Raw genomic sequence first — 25,092 nt, 5'->3', positions numbered from 1 at the left:
GATTAAAAAATGTAACCGATACGAATACCGTTTACTAATGAGGTGCCAAATTTAGAAGTAGAGTTGTCGCTGTAGTAATTGGTAATTCCAGTGTTTTGTCCTGTAGCGGTAACTTCTGGCGATTTAAAATTAGTTTTGGAGTAGCCCAAGTTAAATTCGTAACCAAGGAAGAAGTTTTTAGCCATGTAAAAATCAAATCCGGCAATGGCCGATACACCGAACCGAGTGTAAGCGCCTTCCATAATGCGGTAGGAGTAATATACACTGGAGCCACTTTGGTAATAGCTCACTTCAAGCCATCCGTTTTTAACATTGGTGGTTGATGCGTTGTTTGAAATGGATTGTTCGGCACTTTTCGTTCCCCAAAAAACATCGGCACCAATATATGGCGATAGTCTTTTAGTTCCTTTAAAATGTTTCTCAATGCCTAGGCTTAAACCAATGCTCGTACTTTTTCTTTCATCAATTGAAAAGCTAGCTTGAGTGCCATAGGGATTGCCATAATTCAAATTGGAATCAATGGTGTTAACATTTAGGCCTAGTCTTAACGCCAAATTGGAATTAACAAAGTAACGGCCCTTAACTTGGTTAAGCACATTGTTAAGGCTTAAATTTCCCCTAAAAGGATTAAAGTTTAACTCGGTGGCGAAACTTCCTTTTTGAGGTTTGAAATCGTTGTTTTCAGAGGTTTTTGAGTCTTGCGCATTGGCAAAGAGCGATGCAGCCGCAAAAGCAGCGAATAAAAGCATTTTCTTCATTAGATGGGTTTTTTGAGGCGAATATAATTGATTATAGATTTAAAACGAGTAAATATTAAATTTTTAGTTGATCAGCTCTTTATTAAATGCAACCAACAATTTGAAGATGTTTTGATAGGCGCTTAGCGGCAGTGTTGCTGCAATATCATCTACATCGTGATAAGCACTTACGCCGCCTTGGGTGTACATAAAGAAGGCGGGAACTCCTTTCTCTGTAAAAAAATAATGATCGCTGTTAGCGGCTTTTCCTCGCGGATTAATTTTTACCAAGTATTGGTTTGCATTGTTGATTTTATTTAGCAGTGTAAATTCTTTGCTGTGCAGGGTAGCGTTCACCACCGTTGCTCCGGCATCGCCATTGCCCATTAAATCTAAATTCCAAAGAAAGCGGATTTGGCTTAGTGGAAACAATGGGTTTTCGGTGAAGTATTTGGAGCCCAATAGGCCAGCTTCTTCTGCTGCAAAAGCAATGAATACAATGCTGTATTTTGATGGATTTTTGGCATAATATCTCGCTAAATCAAGTAATAAAGCTACTCCGCTGGCATTATCATTTGCACCCGGGAAGTAAGTACTGCTACCCATGCCACCTAAATGATCGTAATGGGCGGTAAAAACCAATATGGAATCAGGCTTGCTAGTTCCTTTAACCATGCCTACTACGTTGGCGGCCGTAAAATTGGGGATCAATTGATTAGTAATGGCCAGTTTTACAGTTTTAGGAGAAGTTGTTATCGCTTTTTGAGCAACTTCAATAAGGGTATAATCCATCACTTTTTGTGCCACCGACCAAGTTAGCTTAGGCACTACGCTTAGCACTACGCCCGCTTCAGGACTCACATACGTTAGGCTATCTTTTTGCATCAAATTAGCAGTTGCGCTAATGCCCTTGCTGGCTTGGTGTACAATAAAATCTTTGCCGGGCCTTAGGGCTTTACCGTTTACCTCCAGCTTCATTTGGTCAGGAAAGGTATTTACCGGAAAGCTGAACTCCTGCTTGTACGCCATGGCGTCTATAGGCGTTAACCCCAGGTTTTTAAATTCCCGTTCAATAAAATCAGCAGCTTTGGCCATGCCATTATTAGTGTAGCCTCGGCCCCAGTAACTGGAGGAGGTTAGGGTGTTGATAGTTTTTTTGGCATAACCGATATCTTGCGCTATAACTTTAGTGGAAATAACAGCAAATACGGTAAAAAAAAGAGAGAAACGGAACATAGTTGATTTTGTACGGCAATATAAAGAATTAGCCGAATAAATTTAAAAATGTCCGTTGTACTGATCGTTACCAGATTCCATTTGATATGTTCGCTCCTAAAGGGCATATTAATGCTTTAAATGGTTTGACTTTGCTATCCTCTCCCTCAGGGAGAGATGGCGCAGCCAGAGAGGGCTGTTTCTTCCATTACCCTCTCCCAATTTATCGACGGCTTTTCTTTTTTCTTCCTATCCAGATGATGACCCCTGTAACCGGCAAACTAGCGGCAATTAAGCTGGCAATAAAAGCAATAATTTTTCCGGGGATACCTGCAATAGCGCCAATGTGGATGTCGTAATTCATCCTCATAATTTTATCCGCTACTGAGGCGTTTTCAAATTTACCGAACATATGCTTCACCTCAATTTCTTTCAGCGTATGCTGGTCAAAATACCTGTAATCGGCCTTCCAATAAGTACCCGGGTTTGGGTTTTTAGCAATTTCAATGGCTCCTTTTTCATCTTCAGGTACGTGAACATCTATGCTTCCTTTAAAGTTGGGGTCTTCATTCATAAATTTAGCCCAAAGTTGGTCTGCTGCCGCGGCATTAGTGCTAAGTTTAACTTTTCCTGTAGTGTTGGAATAGGTTTCCTCAAACATGGGCATTGTTTTGCCGCCGGAGCTTGTCCAATATACCGTTTTCGCAAACCATTGAAAACCCATGATCATCCCCGTTAGGCCTATAAACAATGCAATAATGGTAATGTAAAAGCCCAATACGTTGTGTAAATCGTAATTTAACCTGCGCCATTTTGATTTCAATTTCACAGTGAAGCGTTGCTTGCGGGCTGCTTTGCTTTTGGGCCACCATAAAATCAAACCAGAAAGAAGTAAAAACACAAACAGCATGGTTGCTGTGGTTAAAATTGGCTGCCCAATAGCCGGAGGAAGCCATAAATAGTAATGCCCCATAATGACGATCCTGAAAAAGTCTTCGTCCATGTTTTTCACCTTTAGTACTTTTCCGGTGTACTGATTAACAAAAACAATGTAATAATAAGCTGGCGCATCATGATAATAAACTACTTGTGCGCTGCGGCCAGGTTGATAGTTTACGCTATGAGCGTGTTTGTTGGGCAAGGCACCATCAGCAATAGCCTTAAGCTGCGTTGGAGGCAATAGCGGTTTGTTTTGTAGCTCAGTGAACCTGTAGGTTTGCGTTGCATCTTCTATTTCGCGTTCGAAAGCTAAAATACATCCGGTAATACCTAAAAATACTACAAATATCCCTGAAATAAGGCCCAGCCATAAATGAAGGCGGCCCACCCAGTACTTTAATGTCTTTTTCTTTTTTATCGGTTGTTTTAAACCCATGTTTTTAATGGAAAGGGGCCATCCCAAAGGTTAAACAGCAAAACGTCTGTAAACCATTTGAGACAGCTCCCGGTATTGGTATTTTTAACTTAAAACTTATAAGCGATGCTCAGTCTGTAATTTCTAGGGGCTTCGGCTTGCCATGAGTAAACACCTAAATCATAATTAGGGGCATTCCAGTAACCGGTATAATAAGCACCTGTGTACAGATATTTGTCTAAAACATTAAATACGTTGGCGTTAATTCTGATGCTTTTGTTTTCCCAGAAAAGTCCGCCATCCAGTTTAAAATAGTCTGGCAAATTTCTTTCTTCGTTGGTGCCGCTAAATGTACCCATAGCACGGCCAGCCAAATGACTAAAGCCTGCAGCAATGCCAGTACCTTTAAGTGCGCCATTTTGTAAGGTATAGCTTAACCAAGCGTTTGAGGTATGTTTAGCAAATCCGGGTACTACCTGTCCTACTTCCATGCTAGTTACGCCATCAGCAACTTGGGTTACTTTTCCATCGGTATAGGCATAATTGGCAATTAGTTTTAGTCCTGCGGTAATTTCGCCTCGCAAATCAAATTCAACACCTTGCGCTCTTTTTTCGCCAATTACAATACTGAAATTTTCACCGGCTTTATTAGAAGGGTCGGCCGTTAATTCATTTTGCTTTAAAATTCTGTAAACAGAGATGGTCGTATTCCATTTGCCATCTAGCCAATCTTTTTTAAAGCCAAGCTCATAATTGGTTCCGGTAAGCGGTAAGTTTTCCTCTCCATTTTTTAAAATACCTGTTTGTGGTACAAAGGATTGGTCGTAAACGGCATATAATGAAGCCGATTTATCTATTGAATAGCTTAAGCCTACTCGCGGGGTTACTTTTTTGCCTTTGTTAGGCTCGCCACCGTAGTTAGATTGGTTAACATAGGTGTAGCGGCCTGCTAAAGTTAGCCTCAACTTGTTCTCAAAAAAACCCAGTTCATCTTGTACATAAGCACTCAGGTATTTTTGATCAATCAAGCCGCCCGCTGCGGTAGCCCTTTCTGCTAAGCTCTTTGTTCTATCAAAATTAGGGTAGCCATTGGCAGGAAACCCATAGTTTGGATTGTAAACGTTAAATGGAGCTGAGGCTAAGTCTAAATCATGCGACTGTCCCCAATCAGCCATATAGTTTTTCTTACCGCCATCAAAACCCGCTAAAATGCGGTGCACAACGCCTCCGGTATTTAGCTTTCCGTTAATGAAAAACTGTGCTAATTTCATGGTGCTTTCTGCATCCCAAATGCCCACATTTCTGATGATGGTGTTATTGGTATTTACCCTTGATGGCCAAGAGCTGTAACCAACTTGCAAGTATTTGGAGTAGGCCACTTGAGCAGTAGCTTTCCAGTTGCTGTTAAAATTATGTTGCAAGTTAAGGAAGGCACTATGGTCGTTAATTTTGGTATCTGGCAGGCCTGGCTGAGTTAAAGTAAAATCTCTAGGCAAGGTAGCATACCCATTGGGACTGAAAATGTAGTAGGAGCCTACTTCCGTCATTTTAGCATTTTGTAGCGCATATTCAGCCGTAATTTTGGTTTTGCTGGTTAATTGATAGCTTAATGACGGCGCAAAAGTATATCTGTCGTTTTTTTCAAATGGCCTGAAAGAGCCTTTGGTTTGTGCAGCGGCATTTAACCTGAAAAGCAGTTTGCCATCGGCAGTGATCTTGTGGTCAAAATCTACCGCAGTACGGTATAAATCGTAGCTCCCTATGGTAAATGAAACTTCTCCCTTGTTAATTCCGGTTGGCTTTTTAGTTACAACGTTGTAAAGTCCACTTGGGTCGCCGTTGCTTAACATAAATCCTGCTGGTCCTTTTACAAACTCAATGTGGTCTACAAAGCTCATGTCTTCGGTTAGTGGGCCCCAGTACGAGTTTACAAAGTTAAATCCGTTACGCATTGCCTGCACTTGCGATCCACGCATTTTAACGTTGGTGTACAAGTCACCCCAATGTTCGGATCTAGCAGCACCACTCACGTTTCTTAACAAACCATCGCTCATGCTAATGATCTGCTGATCTTTAATAATTTGATCGCTGATGGTTTGGATATTTTGTGGAGCTTCCAATAAGGGCTCGTTAAGGCGCAACGATGCAGAAGGTAAGCTAATTTTATATTTGTTCTTTTTGCCCGCAATGGTTACTTCTTGCAAAGCTTGGTTATTTTCTTTTAAGATGAAGTTGACGTTAACCGTTTCCCCGGTGCTAATGTTAACTATCTTGTCCTGTGCTATTACGCCAATTGCACTCACTTTAACGGTGTAGCTACCAGGTTTAAGTCGTCCAATAGCATAATTGCCATTGTCGTCGGTTACTGTATTTTGATTACTTTCTTTCAAAACAACAGTGATAAAAGCTGCTGGTAAACCATCTGAGGTTGTTATTTTACCTTTAATGGTGCCGTTATGCTGGGCATATGTCGCATAGCTCAGTAAGGTTAGTGCTATTAAAAAGTATAATCTTATTTTCATCTAATTTTATTTGGATTAATTCTAAACAGTCGCAAAGTAACAAACGGAAAGTTGTAATTGCAAATTATTTTTAATTATTCTAAATAAAGATGATGATGTGGTTTGATTGAAGTCAAACCTAATCCATCAAATTTTGTTGTGTAGCAAACCCATCTTTATGAACATCAGATCTAATGAGCCGTTTTGGCTAGTTAACAACGGTATTTTAAGTGCTTATCCTTCTTTAAGAGAAAACCTTGACTGCGAGATTTTAATTGTTGGCGCTGGTATTACCGGAGCTTTAATGGCGCATGCCTGTGTCGCTGCAGGCTTTCAAACAGTATTAATAGATCAACGGGAAATTGCCAATGGGAGCACATCGGCTACTACCTCAATGCTGCAATATGAAATAGATGTGCCTTTGTATCAACTGGAGCAAATGATTGGAGAAGTTGGCGCTATCGCCAGTTACAAAGCTTGTAAAAATTCCATTGGCAAATTAGGAGAGATAGCCAAACAAATCAATTCTACCTCAGGATTTAATCATAAGAAATCGTTATACTTTGCAGGAACAAGCAAGGATGAGAAATGGCTGAAGACGGAGTTTGAGCATCGTAAAAAAGCGGGCTTCGACGTGAATTGGTCAGATAAGAAGCAAATTTTGGATCGCTACGGATTGCATTCGGAAGGTGGAATTTTATCTGAAGATGGAGCAAGTGTTGATGCTTTTAGGTTAACACATGAACTGCTGATGCACAATGAAAAAAAGGGCTTGCAGGTTTTCGACAAAACGGAGCTTAAAAAGGTGAAGTACCTTAAAGATGGTGTTTTGGCTGAAACGGATACCAAAGCTCAGATCAAAGCGAAGAAAATTATTTACTGCACTGGTTATGAGAGTATCAACATCATCCCTGACAAGATAGTGAAGTTAAAAAGTACATATGCTATTGTAAGCGAGCGAATGAACGGCGCAATGAACGACATTTACGATACGCTGTTTTGGAATACGGATAGCCCTTATTTGTACATGCGTAGCACCGGTGATCATCGCTTATTGGTTGGCGGCGAGGACGAGAACTTTCGCAACCCTACTTTAAGGGATGCATTACTAGATCGAAAGGGAGAAAAACTACAAAAGGCAGTAAAAAAGCTACTGCCTAAGGTGGATTTTATTACTGATTTTGCCTGGTGTGGCACTTTTGGCGAAACCAAAGATGGCTTGCCTTATATTGGACCGCACCCGAAATTTCCTAATGCCTATTTCTGCTTAGGCTTTGGAGGTAATGGGATAACTTTTTCGGTAATTGGTGCCGATATGATTGTAGGGATGCTCCAAAACGAGGTAGATCCACTAGCCTATTTCTTCCGCTTTGGACGATAGTTGGTTTATTGGTGTTGAATCACCTGACCATTAAACTGTCTTTCCAAATCAGTACTTGGCGTTACTTTACCACCTGCAATTACAGTGTAAAAGGTGTTTTTAACTAAAGTTTTATCAATGCTGGCTTTTACTGTGCCGCCGTTGTTAAGTTTAATTTCTAACACCTTGGCACCTGGGTCTACCGCAACAAAGCCGCTATAGGTTTTGTATGCTTTGTTGGTAGCCAAGCTGGTAGTGGCATCCTTTATTCCTAAATCTAATGCCGGAGCATCAGGAGAAAGGTTGATAAAGCGAACATAGGCTTTTTCTGTAGATGTGTTCGAAAAGTCGTCGGTAATCAGTAAACCATCAAAATTTCCGCTAGTACCAGTGAGGTAAAGCGTATAAAAAGAATTGTTTCCTACGGCGATATTACTTTTGGTGTATATCGACGTGGTTTCACCTGATACGGTAAATTTAGCTTCGTAAGTACCCTCAGTAAGCTGCGTGTACTTTACACCACCAGCATAGGGAAGCGCTGCGGCATTAAACCTACTTCCGTTGATGTACACATCGTACGAACTAAGCGTTGGCGAGGTATTGTAAACACTTAACGATCCGATGTTTGGAATTTCGGTGTCGCTTTTACCACAAGCCGAAACTAAAGCTATTGCTGCAACAGCAAAAGAGATATATAAGGTTTTGATGGAAAACTTAGTAAAAAATGTATTCATGTTTTAAAAAATATGAGCCGTGTTATGCACAGCAATTAGTATTAGATTTCAAATATACAAATATTGGTTTTATAGCTTTGATAACCATGTTAAACTTTGTTAAATTAAGAAACTTCAAGCTTTACCATAACGTAGGTGTTGAGCATTTCGCTACAAATGGGAAAATCTTTTTCAAAATATTGATTTTTTGAATGGCTACCAAGGTTACCTTAACTTAAACAAAATGTAAAAAAATACGAATTGTATTGCACAACTCAATTTTTATTTAAACCTTTGCGCCACAATCAATTTAGTACAATTGATTTTTGATTAGAATGAGCAAACAAAATATCCATAAACTAACTGTTTTAGATGCCAAACAAATGGCAGCTAACGGCTATTTTATTGAGCGTTTGCGACCCGTATCTTACATCACTACAAGTCGGCAAATCTTTACGCCGAGAATTTAAGTCTTACCCCTAGGGAACTTAAACCCATGAGGAATTGATCCTCAATAAAAACCCAATTAACAAGAATACCTTATTTTTTCGTTAAAGAATTAATGAACATTAACGATTTTATAGTGCAAGTTGCACTTCCTGAACATCGTGTTTTTGCTGAAGAAATAGTTGAAGAAATGGCTGAATCAGCAAAGGCTAGAGGGACAGGTATTGCTAAGCGCACACCAGAATATGTTGCTGGCAAGATGCAGGAGGGAAAGGCCGTTATTGCTTTTCACAAGGATGGCACTTGGGCTGGATTTTGCTACATCGAAACTTGGAGCCACGGACAATTTGTGGCCAATTCGGGCTTAATTGTGAGTCCTAAATACCGCAAAGCAGGTTTGGCAAAGTCAATTAAAGAAGCAGTTTTTGCCTTATCGAGAAAGCTATATCCCAAAGCAAAAATTTTTGGTTTAACTACTGGATTGGCTGTAATGAAGATTAATTCTGATTTAGGCTATGAGCCGGTAACTTATTCAGAACTTACACAAGACGAAGAGTTTTGGAAGGGCTGTCAAAGCTGCGTGAACTTCGAAATTTTGAAAATGAAGGAGCGCAAGAACTGCATGTGTACGGCGATGTTGTACGATCCGAAAGAGAAAAAACATGAAGCTGCTAAGGAGTTTGCGGAAGAACTACAGAAAAAGCCGAAGCTTTACGAACGTTTTATGCGCATTAAGCAGCGTTTAATTGAAAAAAATAAAGGAGGCGACCTGAAATCACTATTGTTGTTTTTGGCGTTGATAAATAGAAATTAATTGATAAACCACCTAAGACACTTTAGCAGACCTAAGCTTAGATGTTCTTAGTTGTCTAAGGTGGTAAAATAAAAAAAGTAAGCGTTGGCCTGAAATCACTATTGTTGTTTTCGGCGTTGATAAATAAATAGAAATTGATTAATGATCCACCTAAGACACTTTAGCAGACCTAAGCTTAGATGTTCTTAGTTGTCTAAGGTGGTAAAATAAGAAAAGTAAGCGGCGACCTGAAATCACTATTGTTGCTTTTGGCGTTGATAATATAAATAGAAAATAGAGAGTCGTCATTGCGAGGTACGAAGCAATCCTAAAGCGAAAGTATTAGATGTTGTAAGATTGCTTCGTACCTCGCAATGACGAGAGTATCATTAAAATAAATACAAGATGAAGAAAAAAGTTGTTTTAGCATTTAGCGGAGGTTTGGATACCTCATTCTGTTGCATTCATTTAACTAAAGACAGAGACTTAGAAGTTCACTCGGTAGTAGTAAATACTGGAGGATTTTCTGAAGAAGAGCTAAAGGAAATTGAAGCACGGGCATATGCCTTAGGCGTGGCTTCGCATGCTGCGGTTGATGAAACTGAAAACTATTACAACGATAGCATCAAGTATTTGATTTTTGGCAATGTGTTGAAAAACGCTACTTATCCATTATCGGTAAGTGCAGAGCGTGTTTGTCAAGCTACTGCCATAGCCAATTATGTAAAGAAAATTGGTGCCGATTATGTGGCTCACGGTAGTACTGGCGCAGGTAATGATCAAGTGCGCTTCGATATGATCTTTAATATCTTGATTCCAAATGTAGAAATCATTACGCCAATTAGAGATCTGAAATTATCCCGCGAAGCGGAAATTGAATATTTAGCTAAACACGGCGTAGAGTATACAGCTGAAAAGGCAAAGTATTCGATTAACAAAGGTTTATGGGGCACTTCAGTAGGAGGGGCAGAAACATTGACATCAAACAAAACCCTACCTGAAAGTGCTTGGCCAACTCAGGTAACCGAAACCGAAGCGAAGCAAGTAGAGCTAACTTTCGAGAAAGGGGAGTTGGTAGCAGTAGATGGTGAGAAGTTAGCACCAGTGAGAGCAATTCAGAAATTACAAGCTATTGCAGCGCCTTTTGGCGTAGGCAGGGATATTCACGTTGGTGATACGATTATTGGCATTAAGGGCCGTGTTGGTTTTGAGGCGGCAGGGCCGATGGTGATCATTAAAGCGCACCATGCTTTGGAAAAACATACGTTAACCAAATGGCAGTTGAGCTGGAAAGAAAACTTGGCTTCGTTTTATGGCAACTGGTTGCACGAAGGTCAGTTTCATGATCCAATTATGAGGGATATGGAAGCTTTCCTTAGCTCTACTCAAAGTACAGTTAATGGAAAAGTATTCGTGGAGTTGTTGCCTTATCGTTTCCACGTTGTAGGCATCGAAAGTGCTAACGATTTGATGAGCAATAAATTTGGTAGCTACGGCGAAATGAATAATGCTTGGAGCGGCGAAGATGTAAAAGGATTCTCTAAAATTTTCGGTAACCAGGTAATGATTTGGCATAAAGTGAATTCGGAGAAGTAGAAGGTTTAAAAAAAGAACAGCGTCATTGCGAGGAACGAAGCAATCTTACAACGTTAGTAAGTATTTATCGCTTTAGGATTGCTTCGTTCCTCGCAATGATGAAAAATTAAAGCTAAACTAATGAAAATAAAGGCAGGAATTATTGGAGGAGCAGGTTACACCGGCGGCGAAATGCTGCGTATTTTAGTGAATCACCCACAAGTAGAAATTGCTTTTGTGAATAGCAGCAGCAATGCTGGAAATCTGATTTCAGACGTACATACTGATTTATTTGGTGATACTAATTTACGTTTTACAGATAGAACAGATTTCGATACACTGTTTAAGGAAGCCTCTCCAACAGGGCGAGATTTAGAGGGGGCTGTATTGTTTCTTTGTGTGGGTCATGGCGATGCGAAGAAGTTTTTGGAAGCAAATCCAATCGATGCAAAAGTAAAAATCATTGATTTATCACAGGACTTCAGATTAATTCAAAATTCAAAATTCAAAATTCAAAATTTGGATAGAGAGTTTATTTACGGACTTCCGGAGTTGAATAAGGAGCAAATAAAATCGACACAAAATATTGCCAACCCGGGTTGTTTTGCCACTTGCATTCAGTTGGGTTTGTTGCCATTGGCTTCAAAAGGATTGTTGCAAAGTGAAGTGCACATCAATGCCACTACGGGTTCAACAGGAGCCGGACAAAGTTTGAGCAAAACTTCGCATTTCAGCTGGAGAAATAATAATCTTTCTATTTATAAGGCTTTTGAACATCAGCACCTCAATGAAATTGGCGAGAGTTTGGTTCAACTACAAGGTGAAGTTAAAGAGGCCCTGAACTTCATCCCACAACGTGGCGATTTTACCAGAGGAATTTTAGCGGCCATGTATACGGAAAGTGATTTAACTGAGGAACAAGCATACGAACTTTACGAAAGCTATTATGCCAATCACCCTTTTACTCATGTAAGCCGTAAAAACATTGATTTAAAACAGGTAGTAAATACCAACAAATGCCTAATTCACTTAGAGAAGCATGGCAATAAATTGTTTATCATCAGCATTATTGATAACCTTTTAAAGGGCGCCAGCGGCCAAGCAGTTCAGAATATGAATTTAATGTTTGGACTGGAAGAAACAACAGGTTTGCGCTTAAAGGCTGCGAATTTTTAGACATTGCAATGGACGATAAATTCCAAAATAAATATAGAATTCCGTCAAATCGTTTACAAGGTTTTGATTATAGTTCGCATGGACTGTATTTTGTGACCATTTGTACCAAAGACCGCATTCATTATTTTGGTAATATTTCCTCCGTAGAGACGGATAATTATCCGTCTCAAAACCAGGATAACATGCGTAATTATCCGTCTCAAAACCAGGCCGAGAATAACATAGGAAAGTGTGAGACGGATCATTATCCGTTTTTACGGGTAACGCAAATTGGTCAAATTGCAATTGACTTTTGGAAAGAGATCCCAAAGCACTATCCATTTGTAGAATTAGATGAATTTGTAATCATGCCTAATCATTTACATGGGATTTTATTTTTTAATCGTCCAGAAAAGTCTGATTGGACTGAAAATAAGTTCGGAAGTCAATCACAAAATTTAGGCGCAGTTATTAGGGCCTTTAAAGCATCTGTAAAACGGTATGCAAATAACAACCAAATAAAGTTTGATTGGCAAACCAGATTTCATGACCGGATTATCCGGGATGATAGGGAATTACGGGCTGTCCGGCAATATATCATTAACAATCCTGAAAAATGGGCAAATGATGATTTGAACCTAGCCCGTAGAGCCACATCATGATGTGGCTTATAAAAAAACAAAAGACCACATAATGATGTGGCTTAAAAAAACAAGAAAGTCGCACAATTGTGCGGCTCATTAAGATAAACCTGATAGAAGCCGCACAATTGTGCGGCTCTACAAAAACGATATAAAATGAACTTATACGACGTATACCCATTAAACAATATAGAAATCACAAAAGCACTGGATAGCAATGTTTGGGATGCTAATGGGCAAAAATATTTAGACCTATATGGCGGTCATGCTGTAATTAGTATTGGCCATACCAACCCGCATTATGTACACCGTTTAACCGAGCAGTTGAATAAAGTTGGTTTTTACTCTAATTCCATCAAAATTCCTTTGCAGGTTCAACTGGCAGAGAAATTAGGGCAAGTTTCAGGGAAAGTAGAAAACCAGTTGTTTTTATGCAATTCGGGAGCCGAAGCCAATGAAAATGCACTAAAACTGGCATCGTTTTACAACGGCAGAAAGAAGGTGATTGCTTTTAAAGGAGCATTTCACGGCCGTACATCTTTAGCAGTGGCAGCTACAGATAATCCAAAAATTGTAGCGCCAGTTAATGAAACAGAGAACATCATCTTTTTACCATTAAACGATGAGCAAGCCTTAGCAGATGAATTTGCAAAACATGGAAATGAAATCGCTGCGGTAATTATCGAAGGTATTCAAGGTGTTGGCGGAATTAAAGAAGCCTCAAAAAGTTTCTTGCAAAAAATTCGTTCGCTTTGCGACGAGTACAATGCGGTTTATATTGCTGATAGCGTACAATGTGGCTACGGCAGAACCGGCTTGTTCTATTCGCATGATTGGGCAGGTGTTGAAGCAGATATTTACACTATGGCAAAAGGAATGGGCAACGGGTTTCCAATTGCAGGAATTTCCATTGCTCCAAAATTTAAACCTTGGCACGGGCAATTGGGCACCACTTTTGGTGGCAACCATTTAGCCTGTGCAGCGGCATTAGCAGTGCTAGAAGTAATCGAGAAAGATAACTTGATGAAAAATGCCGAAGAAGTGGGGACTTACTTAATTGAGCAATTACAGAAGTTTGAGCAAGTGAAAGAGGTGCGTGGTAGAGGTTTAATGATTGGCATTGAGTTACCTGAGGAATTGGCTCAGGTTAAAAAGGATTTGTTGTTTAAACATTTCATCTTTACCGGAGAAGCTAAACCCAATGTAATTCGCTTATTGCCAGCCTTGAATTTAACAAAGGAACATGCTGATGAATTTTTAGCCGCTTTTTCTGAATTAGTAAAATAATTATAACCGACTCGTCATTGCGAGGCACGAAGCAATCTTATAACTTTAGTAAGGCATATCTTTGGAATTGCTTCTCTGAATTATCGGAGCAGGCAGTAACTCGCAATGACGAAATAAAATATGCGGAAACCCTTAAACCCTATACCTTTTAATTATGAAGTTGTTTTCATCGGTAAATGATGTGCAGGACATCAAAAAATTAGTAGCAAGTGCACTAGAACTTAAGGCTAGTCCGTATGCACATAGTGATTTAGGTAAAAATAAAACGCTAGGACTTGTATTTATGAACCCTAGCTTGCGTACCCGTTTAAGCACCCAAAAAGCAGCCCTCAATTTAGGGATGAATGTAATGGTGATGAACATGGACAAGGAAGGATGGGCTTTGGAAACGCAAGACGGTGTGATTATGAATGGCACTACGGTTGAGCACATTCGTGAAGCAGCAGCGGTTATGGGCGAATATTGTGATATTTTGGGCTTACGTTCATTTCCTAAACTGCAAAATAGAGAAGAAGATTATAATGAGGAGTTCTTCAATAAATTTGTGAAATTTTGCGGTGTGCCGGTAGTTAGCTTAGAGAGCGCAACCCGACACCCGCTACAAAGTTTAGCAGATTTGATTACTATTGTAGAAACATGGAAACAGCCCATCCCCAACCCTTCCCAAAGGGAAGGGAGTAACATCTCGCATAACCCTGCTGAGTGGCAAGTCTCCCCTACAGGGGGAGATTTAGAGGGGGCTGTTTTGCCTAAAGTGGTACTGGCTTGGGCTCCGCACATTAAACCGTTGCCACAAGCAGTACCAAATTCGTTTGCAGAGTGGATGTGCAAAGCTCAAGCAGAAGGAATGGTGGATTTTACCATCGCTCAACCTGCAGGCTTCGAACTGGAAGAAAGCTTCACCTCTGGCGCCAAGATTTCTTACAATTTGGATGAAGCCATTGCTAATGCCGATTATGTGTACGTAAAAAATTGGAGCAGCTATAAAGATTATGGCAAATTGTTAGATTTTCCCGAAGGTTGGATGATGAATAATGAAAAACTGAAACTCACCAGTAACGCGAAAGTGATGCATTGTTTGCCAGTTCGTCGTGATTTAGAGCTGGCTTCTGAAATATTGGATGGTCCAAATTCCTTGGTTATTCACGAAGCTGGCAACAGATTATGGTCGGCACAAGCAGTGTTGAAGGCAATGTTGGAGGAGTTGTAAACTCTTTCGTCATTGCGAGGAACTGCTTGCTCCGATAATTCGGAGAAGCAATCTTACAACGGTGGGTGGATTAACTTTGTTGCCACATTGGGATTGATTTCTTCGCCACTCGTAGTAGCACTTGGCACTGAAAATACAGAAATGTATGATTGGAAAAGGTGGTTTGTTTATATTATGACAAACGAATTCAATAGCGTTTATTATACTGGTATTAATTCTGATTTGAGATACGGAGTTTGGTAACATAAAGATAACTTCTACAAAAATAGTTTTACATCAAAATACAAATGCTACAAACTTGTCTACTTCAAGTTCTTTCCAGACATTGAAGAAGCCATTAATGAAGAAAAGAGAATTAAGGGAGGTAATAGACAACAAAAAATAAATATCAAAACAAGTCTAAATCCTTCATGGCTAGACTTGTTTGACGACTTAAACTAACAAGCGATAAACTAGTGAACGATCTAAGATTGCTTCGTTCCTCGCAATGACGAAATATGATATTATGCAAAAACTAAAACACGAACAGATACAATACATCGAATTCCTATCGGCAGATATTAACCGAGCAAAGGATTTTTACACCAAATGTTTTGGTTGGAAATTTACGGATTATGGCCCAGACTATACATCATTCGAAGGCGAATACGTTGATGGCGGATTTACTACGGGTAAACCAGTTAGCGGAACTGTTTTGGTAATACTTTATTCATCAGATCTTGAAGCCACCTTGGAAAAAGTATTAGCTGCTGGCGGAACAATTGTGAAAGACATATTTAGCTTTCCTGGTGGTAGACGTTTCCAATTTACCGACCCTGACGGCTATGAACTGGCAGTTTGGTCGGAGTAGAGTTTAACAATTAAAGTTCTCTTTGGCAACTTTACAACATTCCAACCTTTCAACAACCTAACAAAATTTATGCAAAAATTAACCATCGTTAAAATTGGCGGAAACGTTATTGATAATTCTGAAAACCTACATCATTTTTTGGAGGATTTCACCCGCTTAGAAGGACCTAAAATTCTTATTCACGGCGGGGGCAAAATTGCTACCGAAACCAGTGCATCTTTAGGTATTGAAGCTAAAATGATAGATGGGCGCAGGGTGACCGATATTGCCACTTTGCGTGTGGTAACTATGGTGTACGCCGGGCTAATCAATAAAAACATTGTGGCGCAATTGCAAGCCAGGGGAGCTAATGCAATAGGCCTAACAGGTGCGGACGGAAATATCATTAAAGCCAAAAAGCGGCCAATTATAAAAGTATCCCCCAAAGAGGGAGAGTTACAGGGAACAGAAATTGACTATGGTTTTGTGGGCGATTTGGATGAGCAATCCGTAAATGTAAACGCATTAACTAACTTGCTGCAAGTGGGATTTGTGCCTGTATTTTGTGCCATCACCCACGATGGTGAAACGCAATTGTTGAACACCAATGCGGATACCATTGCATCAGCGGTGGCAGTGGCCATGTCTGGTGCTTATGAAACGCATTTAGTATATTGCTTTGAGAAAAAAGGCGTATTGAAAGATTTAAACGATGAAACAACTGTGGTGAGAGAAATCCGTTCAACTGATTTTGAACCTTTAAAAGCTGATGGCACTGTAGCCGGAGGAATGATTCCCAAATTGCACAATGCTTTTGAAGCCATCAATAAAGGCGTGGCCTCGGTTTATATTGGCAAAGCCGATGAGTTGACCGAGATTGAAAACGGTACTTTTGGTACTAAGCTGTTGAAGTAGGTGTATGAGGTCGTCATTGCGAGGCACTGCTTGCTCCGATAATTCGGAGAAGCAGTGCCTCGCAATGACGGTAAAAGATTCATATTTCAGTTGAATAACCCCGAAGTAAATTTGGGACAGGCAGAATTAAGATTAAAAAGGCATCAAAACTGCTTTTCAAATACTTCAACTACGCTCAATATGACATTGTAAATATTAATCGGTGAAATTATAAAATCGGTGTAATCAAATGAATAAAAAAATAACCATTATCGGCAGCGGAAACATCGGACTTTCATTGGCGAAAGGACTGGTGAACAAAGCTTATTGCAAGGCGGAAGATATTACGCTCACACGTCGGAATATTAAGCTCATGACAGAAGAAGTTGCCGCTGGATTTAACGTAAGCGACGACAATTTAAAAGCAATTGAAGATGCGGATATTGTAGTGTTGGCTGTGCTACCACAACAATTAAAAAAAGTGTTAACACAATTGGCTCCAGCCGTAAATCCAGAAAAGCAGTTGTTTGTATCTGTGATTTCGGGCGTTAGCTGTGCTGATGTGCGCAAGGAGTTGGGCGATAATGTGCAGGTGATTAGAGCAATGCCAAATACAGCAATTTCAATAGGGCAGAGCATGACTTGCGTAGCTACAGATAACGCTTCGGAAGAGAATTTGAATGAGGTGGTAACTTTGTTCGAAACCGTTGGCGCTGTGGTAACCATTCAGGAAGATTTGATGACTTCAGCTACGGCTTTGTGTGCTTGTGGTATCGCATTCTTTTTGCGTAGCATTAGAGCGGCATCTCAAGGTGGCGTAGAGATTGGTTTCCATGCACACGATGCCTTGAAAATGGCGGTACAAACGGCAAAGGGAGCTGCTGATTTGCTTTTGCTGAATGCAACACATCCCGAAACCGAAATAGATAAAGTAACTTCGCCGAAAGGATGCACCATTGCCGGCCTGAATGAAATGGAACATAATGGTTTCAGTTCATCGCTAATTAAAGGAATTAAGCTATCGGCTAAAAAAGCTGGTGGACTTTATAACGAATAAAAGGATTTACGACGGACGATTTTAGATTTACGATTATGAATAGTGAGACGTTAAAACAGCGAACAAAAGCATATTCTATTTCAATCGCTAAGCTAATTTCAAATTTGCAATATAACGTTATAAATAAAAATTATTCGTAGGAGCGAACAAAATCGTAAATCGTAATTCTAATATCGTAAATAGGATGATTGAAAAACTAATTAAAGAAAGTACGGAATTATTGCGGGATTTAATCCGCATTCAGTCTTTTAGTAAGGAAGAAGATAGAACCGCCAACTTAATTGCACAGTTTTTAGGTGAGCATGGCATCCAAACACACAGAAAACTTAATAACGTTTGGGCTTATAACAAGCATTTCGACGCCGCTAAGCCAACAATTTTGCTCAATTCACACCACGATACAGTAAAGCCAAATTCGGGTTACACACGTGATCCTTATGATGCTGCCATTGAAGATGGCAAGCTGTTTGGCTTGGGCAGTAACGATGCTGGTGGTTGTTTGGTGTCGCTAATTGCTACTTTTTTATACTTCTACGAGCAGGAAGGTTTGAAATATAACTTCTGTTTGGCGGCAACAGCCGAAGAAGAGATCTCTGGAAATAACGGTTTGGAATTGGTAATCCCAGATTTGGGAGAGCTGGAATTTGCCATTGTTGGCGAACCTACTGAAATGCATTTGGCCATTGCCGAAAAAGGGCTGTTGGTAATTGATTGCACCGCACATGGAAAAGCGGGTCACGCAGCAAGAGAAGAAGGCGAAAATGCCATTTACAAAGCACTGCCTGATATCGAATGGTTCCGCACTTATCAATTTCCAAAAGTATCGGAGGTTTTTGGTCCGGTTAAAATGACGGTGACTATCATTAACGCTGGTTCGCAGCACAATGTAGTACCTGCCAATTGTACTTTCACTGTTGATGTCCGCGTAACTGATGCTTACACCAATGAGGAAGTGGTAGAAATTATTAAGCAGCATGTCAATTGCGAAGTGAAACCTCGATCTGTACGATTGAAACCATCATCCATAGATAAAAACCATCCAATTGTGGTATCGGGTATTGCCCTAGGGAAAAACACTTATGGCTCACCAACTACGTCGGATCAGGCTTTATTGTCAATTCCTTCTTTAAAATGTGGCCCAGGATTTTCTGGCCGCTCGCACATGGCCGATGAATTTTTGTACGTGGATGAAATAAGGCAGGGCATTGAAGGCTATATCGCAATGTTGAAACCGGTAGTGGGATTGTAGATTTTGACGAATTACGAATGACGATTTGACTTTACACCTACACGTCATTGCGAGGAGGAACGACGAAGTAATCTCAAGGTTAGATTTTTTTGCGTTAAGATACCCACCGAAAGGGATATAACGCACTAATTAACGGTATAAGTGATTAAAATGACGAACCAAAATCTATCCCCAACTCTCCAAAACCAAAAAGTAATCTTACGTCCTTTGCAGCAAAGCGATGAAGATTTGCTTTGGCCTATCGCTCAAGAAAAGGCACTTTGGATTTACGGCTTAAAAGATCTTAGCATCCGTGAAAATCTACATCAATATATCAAGGCGGCATTAAAAGATCGGGAAGATGGAATTTGTGCAGTTTGGATAATTATAGATGCTGTTTCTGGAAAAGTAGCAGGTTGCACTCGCTTAGCCGAAATTAGCTGGAAAGATGAACGCGGGCAAATTGGCTGGACTTGGATCGGAAAGGAATTTCAAGGCACTGGTTTGAACAAAGCAATGAAATACGAAATCCTAAAATACGGTTTCGAAACTTTAGGTTTAAATCGAATTGAGCTCAAAGCCGATGAACGTAATATACAATCTCGCAAAGCGATGATAAAGTTAGGCGCAACCGAAGAAGGCACATTGCGGCAGCACATGAAAATTGCTGACGGCTTCATTCGCAATACCGTTTTTTACAGCATTTTAAAAAGTGAGTGGCCAGCAATAAAGGAGAGCATTACAATTGGTTTTGATTGATAATTGACTTGTCGAGCTTAAAGTGAAAAGTATTGGAATAGCAGGTTTGATCAAAATTCATCAGTTTCAGTCTACACAAAGGGGTAAAGTCGCCCTCATATCTGATTAGTTTTGCAACAAGAATCTGCTTAGGCCCAACAACTATATTTTTAGCGAAAGTAAGGCATGCATCATAAGCAAATGCAGCGTTTTCAACGTCCTTCCATTTTCCTGATTGATCTTGATATTGCATTACCATACTTCTCAAATAGTTGAAATGCCCCAAAAATAAAGTGGAGTCGCTTCGATTTTGCAGAATAATGGCATAAGCTGGCTCTTTTATGATGGAGTCCACTCGTTTAGCAAAAGTATCATCGCCTGTACGATAGCTTTCGAAAATGGTAAGGTTATTTAGTTTGATAGAAGTATCTACAGTTAGCGTTACTTGGTCAAGACTCCTTAATACAAAATCTTGAAAATTTTTATTTTCTCCATGGCTAGGAAGCTTTTCTCCCAAGCGAATGGTGTCTTGTAGCGGACCAATATAATAAACTGGGTAGTATCCTATCTGAGTATGCTTTTTCATCGGTTTTAGCGTAGTGTCTAGTGATACAGAGTCAATAATTATCGTTTCCTGAAAATGCTGTACGTTAAACGGCTTTCTACAAGATAAGCAGCCAACTACGGCAGCTAGGAATATCAAAAATCTGTTCATAAAGCTTAGATGACATGTAGAAGCTATTTCCATACCAACAGATATAAAAAAAGCGGTGAATTCACCGCTTTTCGTTAGTTTTCAGTTTCTTCAAAAGCCCTAGTTTCTAGATGTTTCTCCATATCTAAACGGTTAACCCCTTTGCTCCACCACTCAGGAGCTGGTTTACCTTTCAGCATGTAATCGAAATACTCCATCATACGTACTGCGTAATCTTTACGATTTGGCAATTTAGCGATACCGTGATTTTCGCCTCTGTAGGTAATCATTACCACAGGTTTGTTCAATCTTCTTAAACCATTATAGTACTCGATACCTTGAGTGAAATCAACTGCACCATCTTTATCGTTATGCAACAACAATAAAGGCGTTTGTACCTTTTTGATATGATAAATAGGAGAGTTACGAGCAAAAGCGTCCCAGTTATCCCAATAGCCCGGTGTTAAACGACCTTGGCTAGCTTCAAAAATGGCTTGGTTGGTACCGCCACTGTTCCAGTAAATTAAACTGTACATGCTAATCATGTTGGTTAAAGGCGCACCAGCCGCTGCTGCTTTAAAAATATTTGTTTGTGTAATTAAAAACGAAGTTTGGTAACCTCCCCACGAGTGTCCATGAATAGCCACATTCTTCTCGTCAACAATGCCAGTAGAAATAGCAGCTTTAACTGCAGGCACTACACAGGCTACAGCCGACATGCCCGGATCGTTCAATTTGTATTTGATATCTGGCATAAGTACTGCGTAACCGTTGCTAAGGTACATTGCAGCATTGAAACCTCCTCCTGGGAAACTTGGCATGCTGTAGTTATTTAAGCCATCTGTTAAACGTTCGTAAATGTATGTAATGGTTGGGTAGGATTTTCCTTTTTCGTAGTTTGCTGGCAGATATAAGGCTGCTTGTAAAGTATCTCCATGTGCACTAACGTAATCAATTAGCTTAACGCCAGTAGTCCACGCATATTTAGCTTGGTCAGGGGTGTTGGTATTTACCGCTTTTGCATTGCTTAAATCAGCTGATGCACTGCTGTAAATAATTGGCGATTGGGCATAATTGCTTTTACTGAAAGCAAAAACCTTGGCATTTTCGGCTTTAGTAAGCTGGTTGTAGGCGTTGGCATCGGTAAATAAAACCTGTATTTTCGATTTTCCTGCCAGAAGCAAGCCAAGTCCCATGTCTTTGGTTTTGGTATTGAAAACAGTGAAGTATTGATCCTTGCTTAAATCAGTCCCTTTTTCTTCCGTGTAAATTCTGTTTCTACCATATACCTGCATTTTTTTGCTTTTCCAATTATCACTTAATGCAGTAACCGATTTGCCATCAGCAGAAATTTTCCAAAGATCGTAGTTGTCCATGATCAAGGCATATTTCGAATCGGCCGACCAGCCGTAATTTGAGGTAGCAGGTTTATTCACATTGTGATCATCCAACTGATCAACAAATGAAGCGTTAATTTTCCCAGTTAAATTTGCTTTTTGGCCATTCTCAAAGTTGATGCTATAAAACACGCCATCTACATAATAACTTGCTATTTTGCCATTTGGAGCCACATTTAAACGACCACCATTAGTAGCATACATTTTGTCGAACAATAGTTTCTTATCCCCAGTTTTAAGGTCAATTAAATAGATATCGGTATAACTTTGTCCATCCAAATTGCCCATCAACTCGTACTTGCTGTTGTCGTAACCAATGGCGTAAAGTTGTTTTGGTGCAACCATTACAGAGCGCATTACGCTATCTGCCAGTTGAGCGAATTTTTTGTCCGCAACGCGATAAGAACTTACATAACTAAAGTTTTTATCTCTCATTTCTTGAGTTTGTTGGGCAGATTGTAAGCGCCTATCTTGCCAGTTCCAAATAATCATATCTGGTTTTTCGATATCGTCTTTTTTGGCTTCAATTGCTGGTATTGTAGGTTTTGCTTTCGCTTTAGCAGCGCTATCCAACTTCACATCAGGTTTCGCTTTGCCGGCGGTATCAGCTTTTTTATCTTCCTTGGCAAGCAAAGTATTGATCCCGAAAAATAATGTGCTTTGATCATCCGACCAATAAGGCGTTGCATTGGTATTAATGCCCATCCCCTTAGGAAAATTGCTATCCTCTATACCATTATAAATCACTTTTGAGGTTAAGTCGCCATTAATTTTATTGATACCGATAATGCTCCAAACATCATCCTTATATTTCTCATTTTTGTTAGCTTTCAATAAAGCAAAAGCAGTTCCCTCGTCATTCCAGTTGATGCTTTTGTAAGTTGCTTTGTCGTTATCCAATGCCGTAGTAGTTCCGGTTTTCATGTCTCTCAAAAAAACACCGTTACCATTTTGGCCGTTCGCATCTACAGTGTAAGCCAGTTTATCACCCGCTTTGTTAAATGCATATTCGCTTACATTGCCTAAGTTAAAACTCTTTTTACTAGCCAAATGATACAACAAAACATCTGTTCCCTTCGCTGCGTCTTTATCTTTTGGTGCGCTTTCCAAAGCTGCAAATTGAATAGCAATCCAGTCCGAAGCTTCCCCTGCAAATGCAAAAGATCTTACTCTTTCAAAAGTTGTTTGCTTATGATCAGCCAAGTTCACAATGGTTAGTTTATCGTAAAGTGGCTTCATCGTTTTTTTTGCAGCTTTTACTTCGGCATCTTTAGCGGATACCTTAAAAGCAGCATATTTTGAGTTTTTGGAGAAGGTAGCCATGGCTGGAGTAGCACCAATAGGATAGCTTCTGCTTAAAGTGTCAAAAGTTTTTTTGATGATCAGTTTCAAATCTCCCTCTGTTGGTCCGGTAGCCCAAGCGGTCCATTGGCCATCAGCAGAAAGTGCGCTGCCTCGGTTATAGTTCCATTTCGAAACATCTTTCCACGTTAAGGCAGGCTTTACTTGTGCGATTGCTTGCGTAGCTAATCCACCAAGTAAGAATAGCGCTAAAGTTATTTTCTTCATAATTTGTAATTAGTGGTTACACAAATGTAGAGTAATAAATGAGAATTCGCTAGTTTTAAATGCAACAAAGTTTCGGTTTTAATAAAATTTTAAGAGCCTATTCTTTAGCGAAATATTGTATTTTTGCAGGAATTTAAACAGCGGCTTATTCATTCCAGGCATAACGAAACATCTAATAAATAGATCCATCTGAAATTGGAATGAAATTGAGTACAAAAACAGAACGTAAGCAATGAAAATTTGGCAAAAGAATATTGATGTAAACCAGTTTGTAGAAAATTTCACTGTAGGTAAAGACAGGGAATTAGATTTACAAATGGCGAGGTTTGACGTTTTAGGCTCTTTAGCGCACACGCAAATGCTGCAAACCATCAATTTGCTTACCGCTGATGAGCTTGCTGAAGTACAAGCTGCTTTAAAAGAAATTTATAAAGAGATAGAGGCAGGTAGTTTTGTGATTGAAGATACTGTGGAAGATGTGCATTCGCAAGTGGAGTGGTTGTTAACCCAACGCGTTGGTGAGGCCGGGAAGAAAATACACAGTGGTCGTTCTCGCAATGATCAGGTTTTGGTTGATTTGAAGCTCTATTTTCGCAGTTGCATTGAAGAGATGGTGGGTAACACCGAGGCCTTATTTAACCAGCTGATTACCCTGAGCGAAACGCACAAGGATAAGTTGTTGCCTGGGTATACACACTTACAGATTGCCATGCCATCATCTTTTGGCTTATGGTTTGGTGCTTACGCCGAAAGCCTTGCCGACGATATGGAGTTAATGCTTGCTGCTTGGAAAATCACCAATAAAAACCCACTAGGTTCTGCCGCAGGTTATGGTTCTTCATTTCCGTTGAACAGGACTTTAACTACTCAGCTTTTAGGTTTTGAGCGTTTAAACCATAATGTGGTTTATGCCCAAATGGGGCGTGGCAAAACAGAACGCATTTTGGCACAAGCAATGTCTTCTATTGCGGCAACTTTGGCTAAAATGGCAATGGATGTTTGTTTGTTCATTAACCAAAATTTCGGATTTATCAGTTTTCCTTCTGAGCTTACCACGGGTAGCAGTATCATGCCTCACAAGAAAAATCCAGATGTTTTTGAGCTGATCCGTTCTCGTTGCAATAGAATTCAAGCATTGCCTAACGAAATTGCTATGATGACTACCAATTTGCCTTCTGGATATCACCGCGATTTGCAATTGCTGAAAGAGAATTTGTTCCCTGCATTCACTTCGTTAAATGAATGTTTGGAAATCGCTACGTTCATGTTGCAGCACATCAGCATTAAAGATGATATTTTGAAAGATAAAAAGTACGATTATCTATTTAGTGTGGAGGTGGTTAATGAACTTGCTTTAAATGGCATGCCTTTCAGAGATGCGTATAAATTAGTTGGAGAGCAAATTGAAACGGGTACTTTTAAACCAATGTACGAAGTAAAACATACTCATGAGGGCAGCATAGGCAACTTAATGAATGATGAAATAGCTGCGGGAATGGAACAGACCTTAAGTCAGTTTGGTTTTGAAAAAGTTAACCAAGCTATTCAAAATCTATTACAGTGATAGCTAGGAGTTAAATTATTAGATTTTCTGAATTGGATAAAATTATTGTTTGTCAGTGATCAGGTTAATTGATCAACAACCTCTGGCTTTCTTATTCCATGACTTTGCTTATCGCTCATACCTAGCTCATCATC

Annotated in this window: 22 protein-coding genes; 15 read left to right on the top strand and 7 right to left on the bottom strand. The window is 39.8% G+C overall.

Features of this window, described 5'->3' with window-relative positions; translation table 11 throughout:
* Window positions 1–2: 2 nt before the first annotated feature.
* The 4 genes from DUT68_RS12655 to DUT68_RS12640 all read right to left on the bottom strand — a co-directional run bounded on the left by DUT68_RS12655 (window position 3) and on the right by DUT68_RS12640 (window position 5,828).
* Window positions 3–758 (bottom strand): hypothetical protein, encoded by a 756-nt coding sequence (locus tag DUT68_RS12655; protein WP_113638572.1) that lies wholly within the window; start codon window positions 756–758, stop codon window positions 3–5.
* 63 nt (window positions 759–821) lie between these two features.
* Window positions 822–1,973, bottom strand: a complete 1,152-nt coding sequence (locus DUT68_RS12650; RefSeq protein WP_113638571.1) for a M28 family metallopeptidase — start codon at window positions 1,971–1,973, stop codon at window positions 822–824.
* A 202-nt stretch (window positions 1,974–2,175) separates the two neighbouring features.
* Window positions 2,176–3,327 (bottom strand): PepSY-associated TM helix domain-containing protein, encoded by a 1,152-nt coding sequence (locus DUT68_RS12645; RefSeq protein WP_113638570.1) that lies wholly within the window; start codon window positions 3,325–3,327, stop codon window positions 2,176–2,178.
* A gap of 89 nt (window positions 3,328–3,416) precedes the next feature.
* Window positions 3,417–5,828: a TonB-dependent receptor gene (locus DUT68_RS12640; protein ID WP_113638569.1), complete on the bottom strand. Its 2,412-nt coding sequence runs from the start codon at window positions 5,826–5,828 to the stop codon at window positions 3,417–3,419.
* Window positions 5,829–5,985: 157 nt separating this feature from the next.
* Between DUT68_RS12640 and DUT68_RS12635 the strand changes: the two genes are divergently transcribed.
* Window positions 5,986–7,188 (top strand): NAD(P)/FAD-dependent oxidoreductase, encoded by a 1,203-nt coding sequence (locus tag DUT68_RS12635; protein WP_113638568.1) that lies wholly within the window; start codon window positions 5,986–5,988, stop codon window positions 7,186–7,188.
* A gap of 5 nt (window positions 7,189–7,193) precedes the next feature.
* Here DUT68_RS12635 and DUT68_RS12630 read toward each other — a convergent pair whose 3' ends face one another.
* Entirely contained in the window at window positions 7,194–7,901 is a 708-nt protein-coding gene (locus tag DUT68_RS12630; RefSeq protein ID WP_113638567.1) for a DUF4397 domain-containing protein, read from the bottom strand.
* A 314-nt stretch (window positions 7,902–8,215) separates the two neighbouring features.
* Here DUT68_RS12630 and DUT68_RS18605 point away from each other — a divergent pair, with 314 nt between their 5' ends.
* The 13 genes from DUT68_RS18605 to DUT68_RS12565 all read left to right on the top strand — a co-directional run bounded on the left by DUT68_RS18605 (window position 8,216) and on the right by DUT68_RS12565 (window position 19,755).
* A complete protein-coding gene (locus DUT68_RS18605) occupies window positions 8,216–8,350 on the top strand; it encodes a hypothetical protein (protein WP_262510301.1) in 135 nt (44 codons plus the stop codon).
* Between the two features lie 92 nt (window positions 8,351–8,442).
* Window positions 8,443–9,141, top strand: a complete 699-nt coding sequence (locus DUT68_RS12620; RefSeq protein ID WP_113638565.1) for a GNAT family N-acetyltransferase — start codon at window positions 8,443–8,445, stop codon at window positions 9,139–9,141.
* A gap of 384 nt (window positions 9,142–9,525) precedes the next feature.
* The gene (gene argG / locus DUT68_RS12615; protein WP_113638564.1) at window positions 9,526–10,716 is read left to right on the top strand and encodes an argininosuccinate synthase; all 1,191 of its coding nucleotides are present in this window, start codon (window positions 9,526–9,528) and stop codon (window positions 10,714–10,716) included.
* Between the two features lie 120 nt (window positions 10,717–10,836).
* Window positions 10,837–11,871 (top strand): N-acetyl-gamma-glutamyl-phosphate reductase, encoded by a 1,035-nt coding sequence (argC, locus tag DUT68_RS12610; RefSeq protein WP_113638563.1) that lies wholly within the window; start codon window positions 10,837–10,839, stop codon window positions 11,869–11,871.
* Window positions 11,872–11,879: 8 nt separating this feature from the next.
* On the top strand, window positions 11,880–12,512 hold the full coding sequence (locus DUT68_RS12605; protein ID WP_113638562.1) for a transposase: 633 nt from the start codon (window positions 11,880–11,882) through the stop codon (window positions 12,510–12,512).
* Window positions 12,513–12,647: 135 nt separating this feature from the next.
* Window positions 12,648–13,778 carry an aspartate aminotransferase family protein gene (locus DUT68_RS12600; RefSeq protein WP_113638561.1) on the top strand — a complete coding sequence of 377 codons (1,131 nt, stop codon included), beginning with the start codon at window positions 12,648–12,650 and terminating at the stop codon, window positions 13,776–13,778.
* A 154-nt stretch (window positions 13,779–13,932) separates the two neighbouring features.
* On the top strand, window positions 13,933–14,988 hold the full coding sequence (locus DUT68_RS12595; RefSeq protein ID WP_113638560.1) for a Rossmann-fold NAD(P)-binding domain-containing protein: 1,056 nt from the start codon (window positions 13,933–13,935) through the stop codon (window positions 14,986–14,988).
* 12 nt (window positions 14,989–15,000) lie between these two features.
* Window positions 15,001–15,231: a GIY-YIG nuclease family protein gene (locus DUT68_RS18580; RefSeq protein WP_237088333.1), complete on the top strand. Its 231-nt coding sequence runs from the start codon at window positions 15,001–15,003 to the stop codon at window positions 15,229–15,231.
* A 262-nt stretch (window positions 15,232–15,493) separates the two neighbouring features.
* Complete coding sequence (locus DUT68_RS12585; RefSeq protein WP_113638559.1) at window positions 15,494–15,838, top strand: VOC family protein; 345 nt, start codon at window positions 15,494–15,496, stop codon at window positions 15,836–15,838.
* A 69-nt stretch (window positions 15,839–15,907) separates the two neighbouring features.
* Window positions 15,908–16,732, top strand: a complete 825-nt coding sequence (gene argB / locus DUT68_RS12580; protein WP_113638558.1) for an acetylglutamate kinase — start codon at window positions 15,908–15,910, stop codon at window positions 16,730–16,732.
* A gap of 229 nt (window positions 16,733–16,961) precedes the next feature.
* Window positions 16,962–17,768, top strand: coding sequence for a pyrroline-5-carboxylate reductase (gene proC / locus DUT68_RS12575; RefSeq protein WP_113638557.1), 807 nt, complete (start codon window positions 16,962–16,964; stop codon window positions 17,766–17,768).
* A 184-nt stretch (window positions 17,769–17,952) separates the two neighbouring features.
* Complete coding sequence (locus DUT68_RS12570; protein ID WP_113638556.1) at window positions 17,953–19,017, top strand: M20 family metallo-hydrolase; 1,065 nt, start codon at window positions 17,953–17,955, stop codon at window positions 19,015–19,017.
* A gap of 150 nt (window positions 19,018–19,167) precedes the next feature.
* On the top strand, window positions 19,168–19,755 hold the full coding sequence (locus DUT68_RS12565; protein ID WP_113638555.1) for a GNAT family N-acetyltransferase: 588 nt from the start codon (window positions 19,168–19,170) through the stop codon (window positions 19,753–19,755).
* Here DUT68_RS12565 and DUT68_RS12560 read toward each other — a convergent pair.
* Window positions 19,736–20,449, bottom strand: a complete 714-nt coding sequence (locus DUT68_RS12560; protein WP_113638554.1) for a hypothetical protein — start codon at window positions 20,447–20,449, stop codon at window positions 19,736–19,738. The two genes, DUT68_RS12565 and DUT68_RS12560, sit on opposite strands and share 20 nt — an antisense overlap.
* A 74-nt stretch (window positions 20,450–20,523) precedes the next feature.
* Window positions 20,524–23,394: an alpha/beta hydrolase family protein gene (locus DUT68_RS12555; protein ID WP_113638553.1), complete on the bottom strand. Its 2,871-nt coding sequence runs from the start codon at window positions 23,392–23,394 to the stop codon at window positions 20,524–20,526.
* A gap of 232 nt (window positions 23,395–23,626) precedes the next feature.
* Here DUT68_RS12555 and argH point away from each other — a divergent pair, with 232 nt between their 5' ends.
* Complete coding sequence (gene argH / locus DUT68_RS12550) at window positions 23,627–24,958, top strand: argininosuccinate lyase (protein ID WP_113638552.1); 1,332 nt, start codon at window positions 23,627–23,629, stop codon at window positions 24,956–24,958.
* Window positions 24,959–25,092 lie beyond the last annotated feature (134 nt).

The sequence above is a fragment of the Pedobacter zeaxanthinifaciens genome (assembly GCF_003313335.1).
GTDB lineage: Bacteria > Bacteroidota > Bacteroidia > Sphingobacteriales > Sphingobacteriaceae > Pedobacter > Pedobacter zeaxanthinifaciens.
Note: the sequence above shows the minus strand (reverse complement) of the source record. Positions and strands in the feature narration are given on the sequence as shown.

Coding starts and splice junctions, on each gene's coding strand:
- DUT68_RS12655 (WP_113638572.1), bottom strand. CDS start 758: ATGAAGAAAATGCTTTTATTCGCTGCTTTTGCGGCTGCATCGCTCTTT.
- DUT68_RS12650 (WP_113638571.1), bottom strand. CDS start 1,973: ATGTTCCGTTTCTCTCTTTTTTTTACCGTATTTGCTGTTATTTCCACT.
- DUT68_RS12645 (WP_113638570.1), bottom strand. CDS start 3,327: ATGGGTTTAAAACAACCGATAAAAAAGAAAAAGACATTAAAGTACTGG.
- DUT68_RS12640 (WP_113638569.1), bottom strand. CDS start 5,828: ATGAAAATAAGATTATACTTTTTAATAGCACTAACCTTACTGAGCTAT.
- DUT68_RS12635 (WP_113638568.1), top strand. CDS start 5,986: ATGAACATCAGATCTAATGAGCCGTTTTGGCTAGTTAACAACGGTATT.
- DUT68_RS12630 (WP_113638567.1), bottom strand. CDS start 7,901: ATGAATACATTTTTTACTAAGTTTTCCATCAAAACCTTATATATCTCT.
- DUT68_RS18605 (WP_262510301.1), top strand. CDS start 8,216: ATGAGCAAACAAAATATCCATAAACTAACTGTTTTAGATGCCAAACAA.
- DUT68_RS12620 (WP_113638565.1), top strand. CDS start 8,443: ATGAACATTAACGATTTTATAGTGCAAGTTGCACTTCCTGAACATCGT.
- argG (WP_113638564.1), top strand. CDS start 9,526: ATGAAGAAAAAAGTTGTTTTAGCATTTAGCGGAGGTTTGGATACCTCA.
- argC (WP_113638563.1), top strand. CDS start 10,837: ATGAAAATAAAGGCAGGAATTATTGGAGGAGCAGGTTACACCGGCGGC.
- DUT68_RS12605 (WP_113638562.1), top strand. CDS start 11,880: ATGGACGATAAATTCCAAAATAAATATAGAATTCCGTCAAATCGTTTA.
- DUT68_RS12600 (WP_113638561.1), top strand. CDS start 12,648: ATGAACTTATACGACGTATACCCATTAAACAATATAGAAATCACAAAA.
- DUT68_RS12595 (WP_113638560.1), top strand. CDS start 13,933: ATGAAGTTGTTTTCATCGGTAAATGATGTGCAGGACATCAAAAAATTA.
- DUT68_RS12585 (WP_113638559.1), top strand. CDS start 15,494: ATGCAAAAACTAAAACACGAACAGATACAATACATCGAATTCCTATCG.
- argB (WP_113638558.1), top strand. CDS start 15,908: ATGCAAAAATTAACCATCGTTAAAATTGGCGGAAACGTTATTGATAAT.
- proC (WP_113638557.1), top strand. CDS start 16,962: ATGAATAAAAAAATAACCATTATCGGCAGCGGAAACATCGGACTTTCA.
- DUT68_RS12570 (WP_113638556.1), top strand. CDS start 17,953: ATGATTGAAAAACTAATTAAAGAAAGTACGGAATTATTGCGGGATTTA.
- DUT68_RS12565 (WP_113638555.1), top strand. CDS start 19,168: ATGACGAACCAAAATCTATCCCCAACTCTCCAAAACCAAAAAGTAATC.
- DUT68_RS12560 (WP_113638554.1), bottom strand. CDS start 20,449: ATGAACAGATTTTTGATATTCCTAGCTGCCGTAGTTGGCTGCTTATCT.
- DUT68_RS12555 (WP_113638553.1), bottom strand. CDS start 23,394: ATGAAGAAAATAACTTTAGCGCTATTCTTACTTGGTGGATTAGCTACG.
- argH (WP_113638552.1), top strand. CDS start 23,627: ATGAAAATTTGGCAAAAGAATATTGATGTAAACCAGTTTGTAGAAAAT.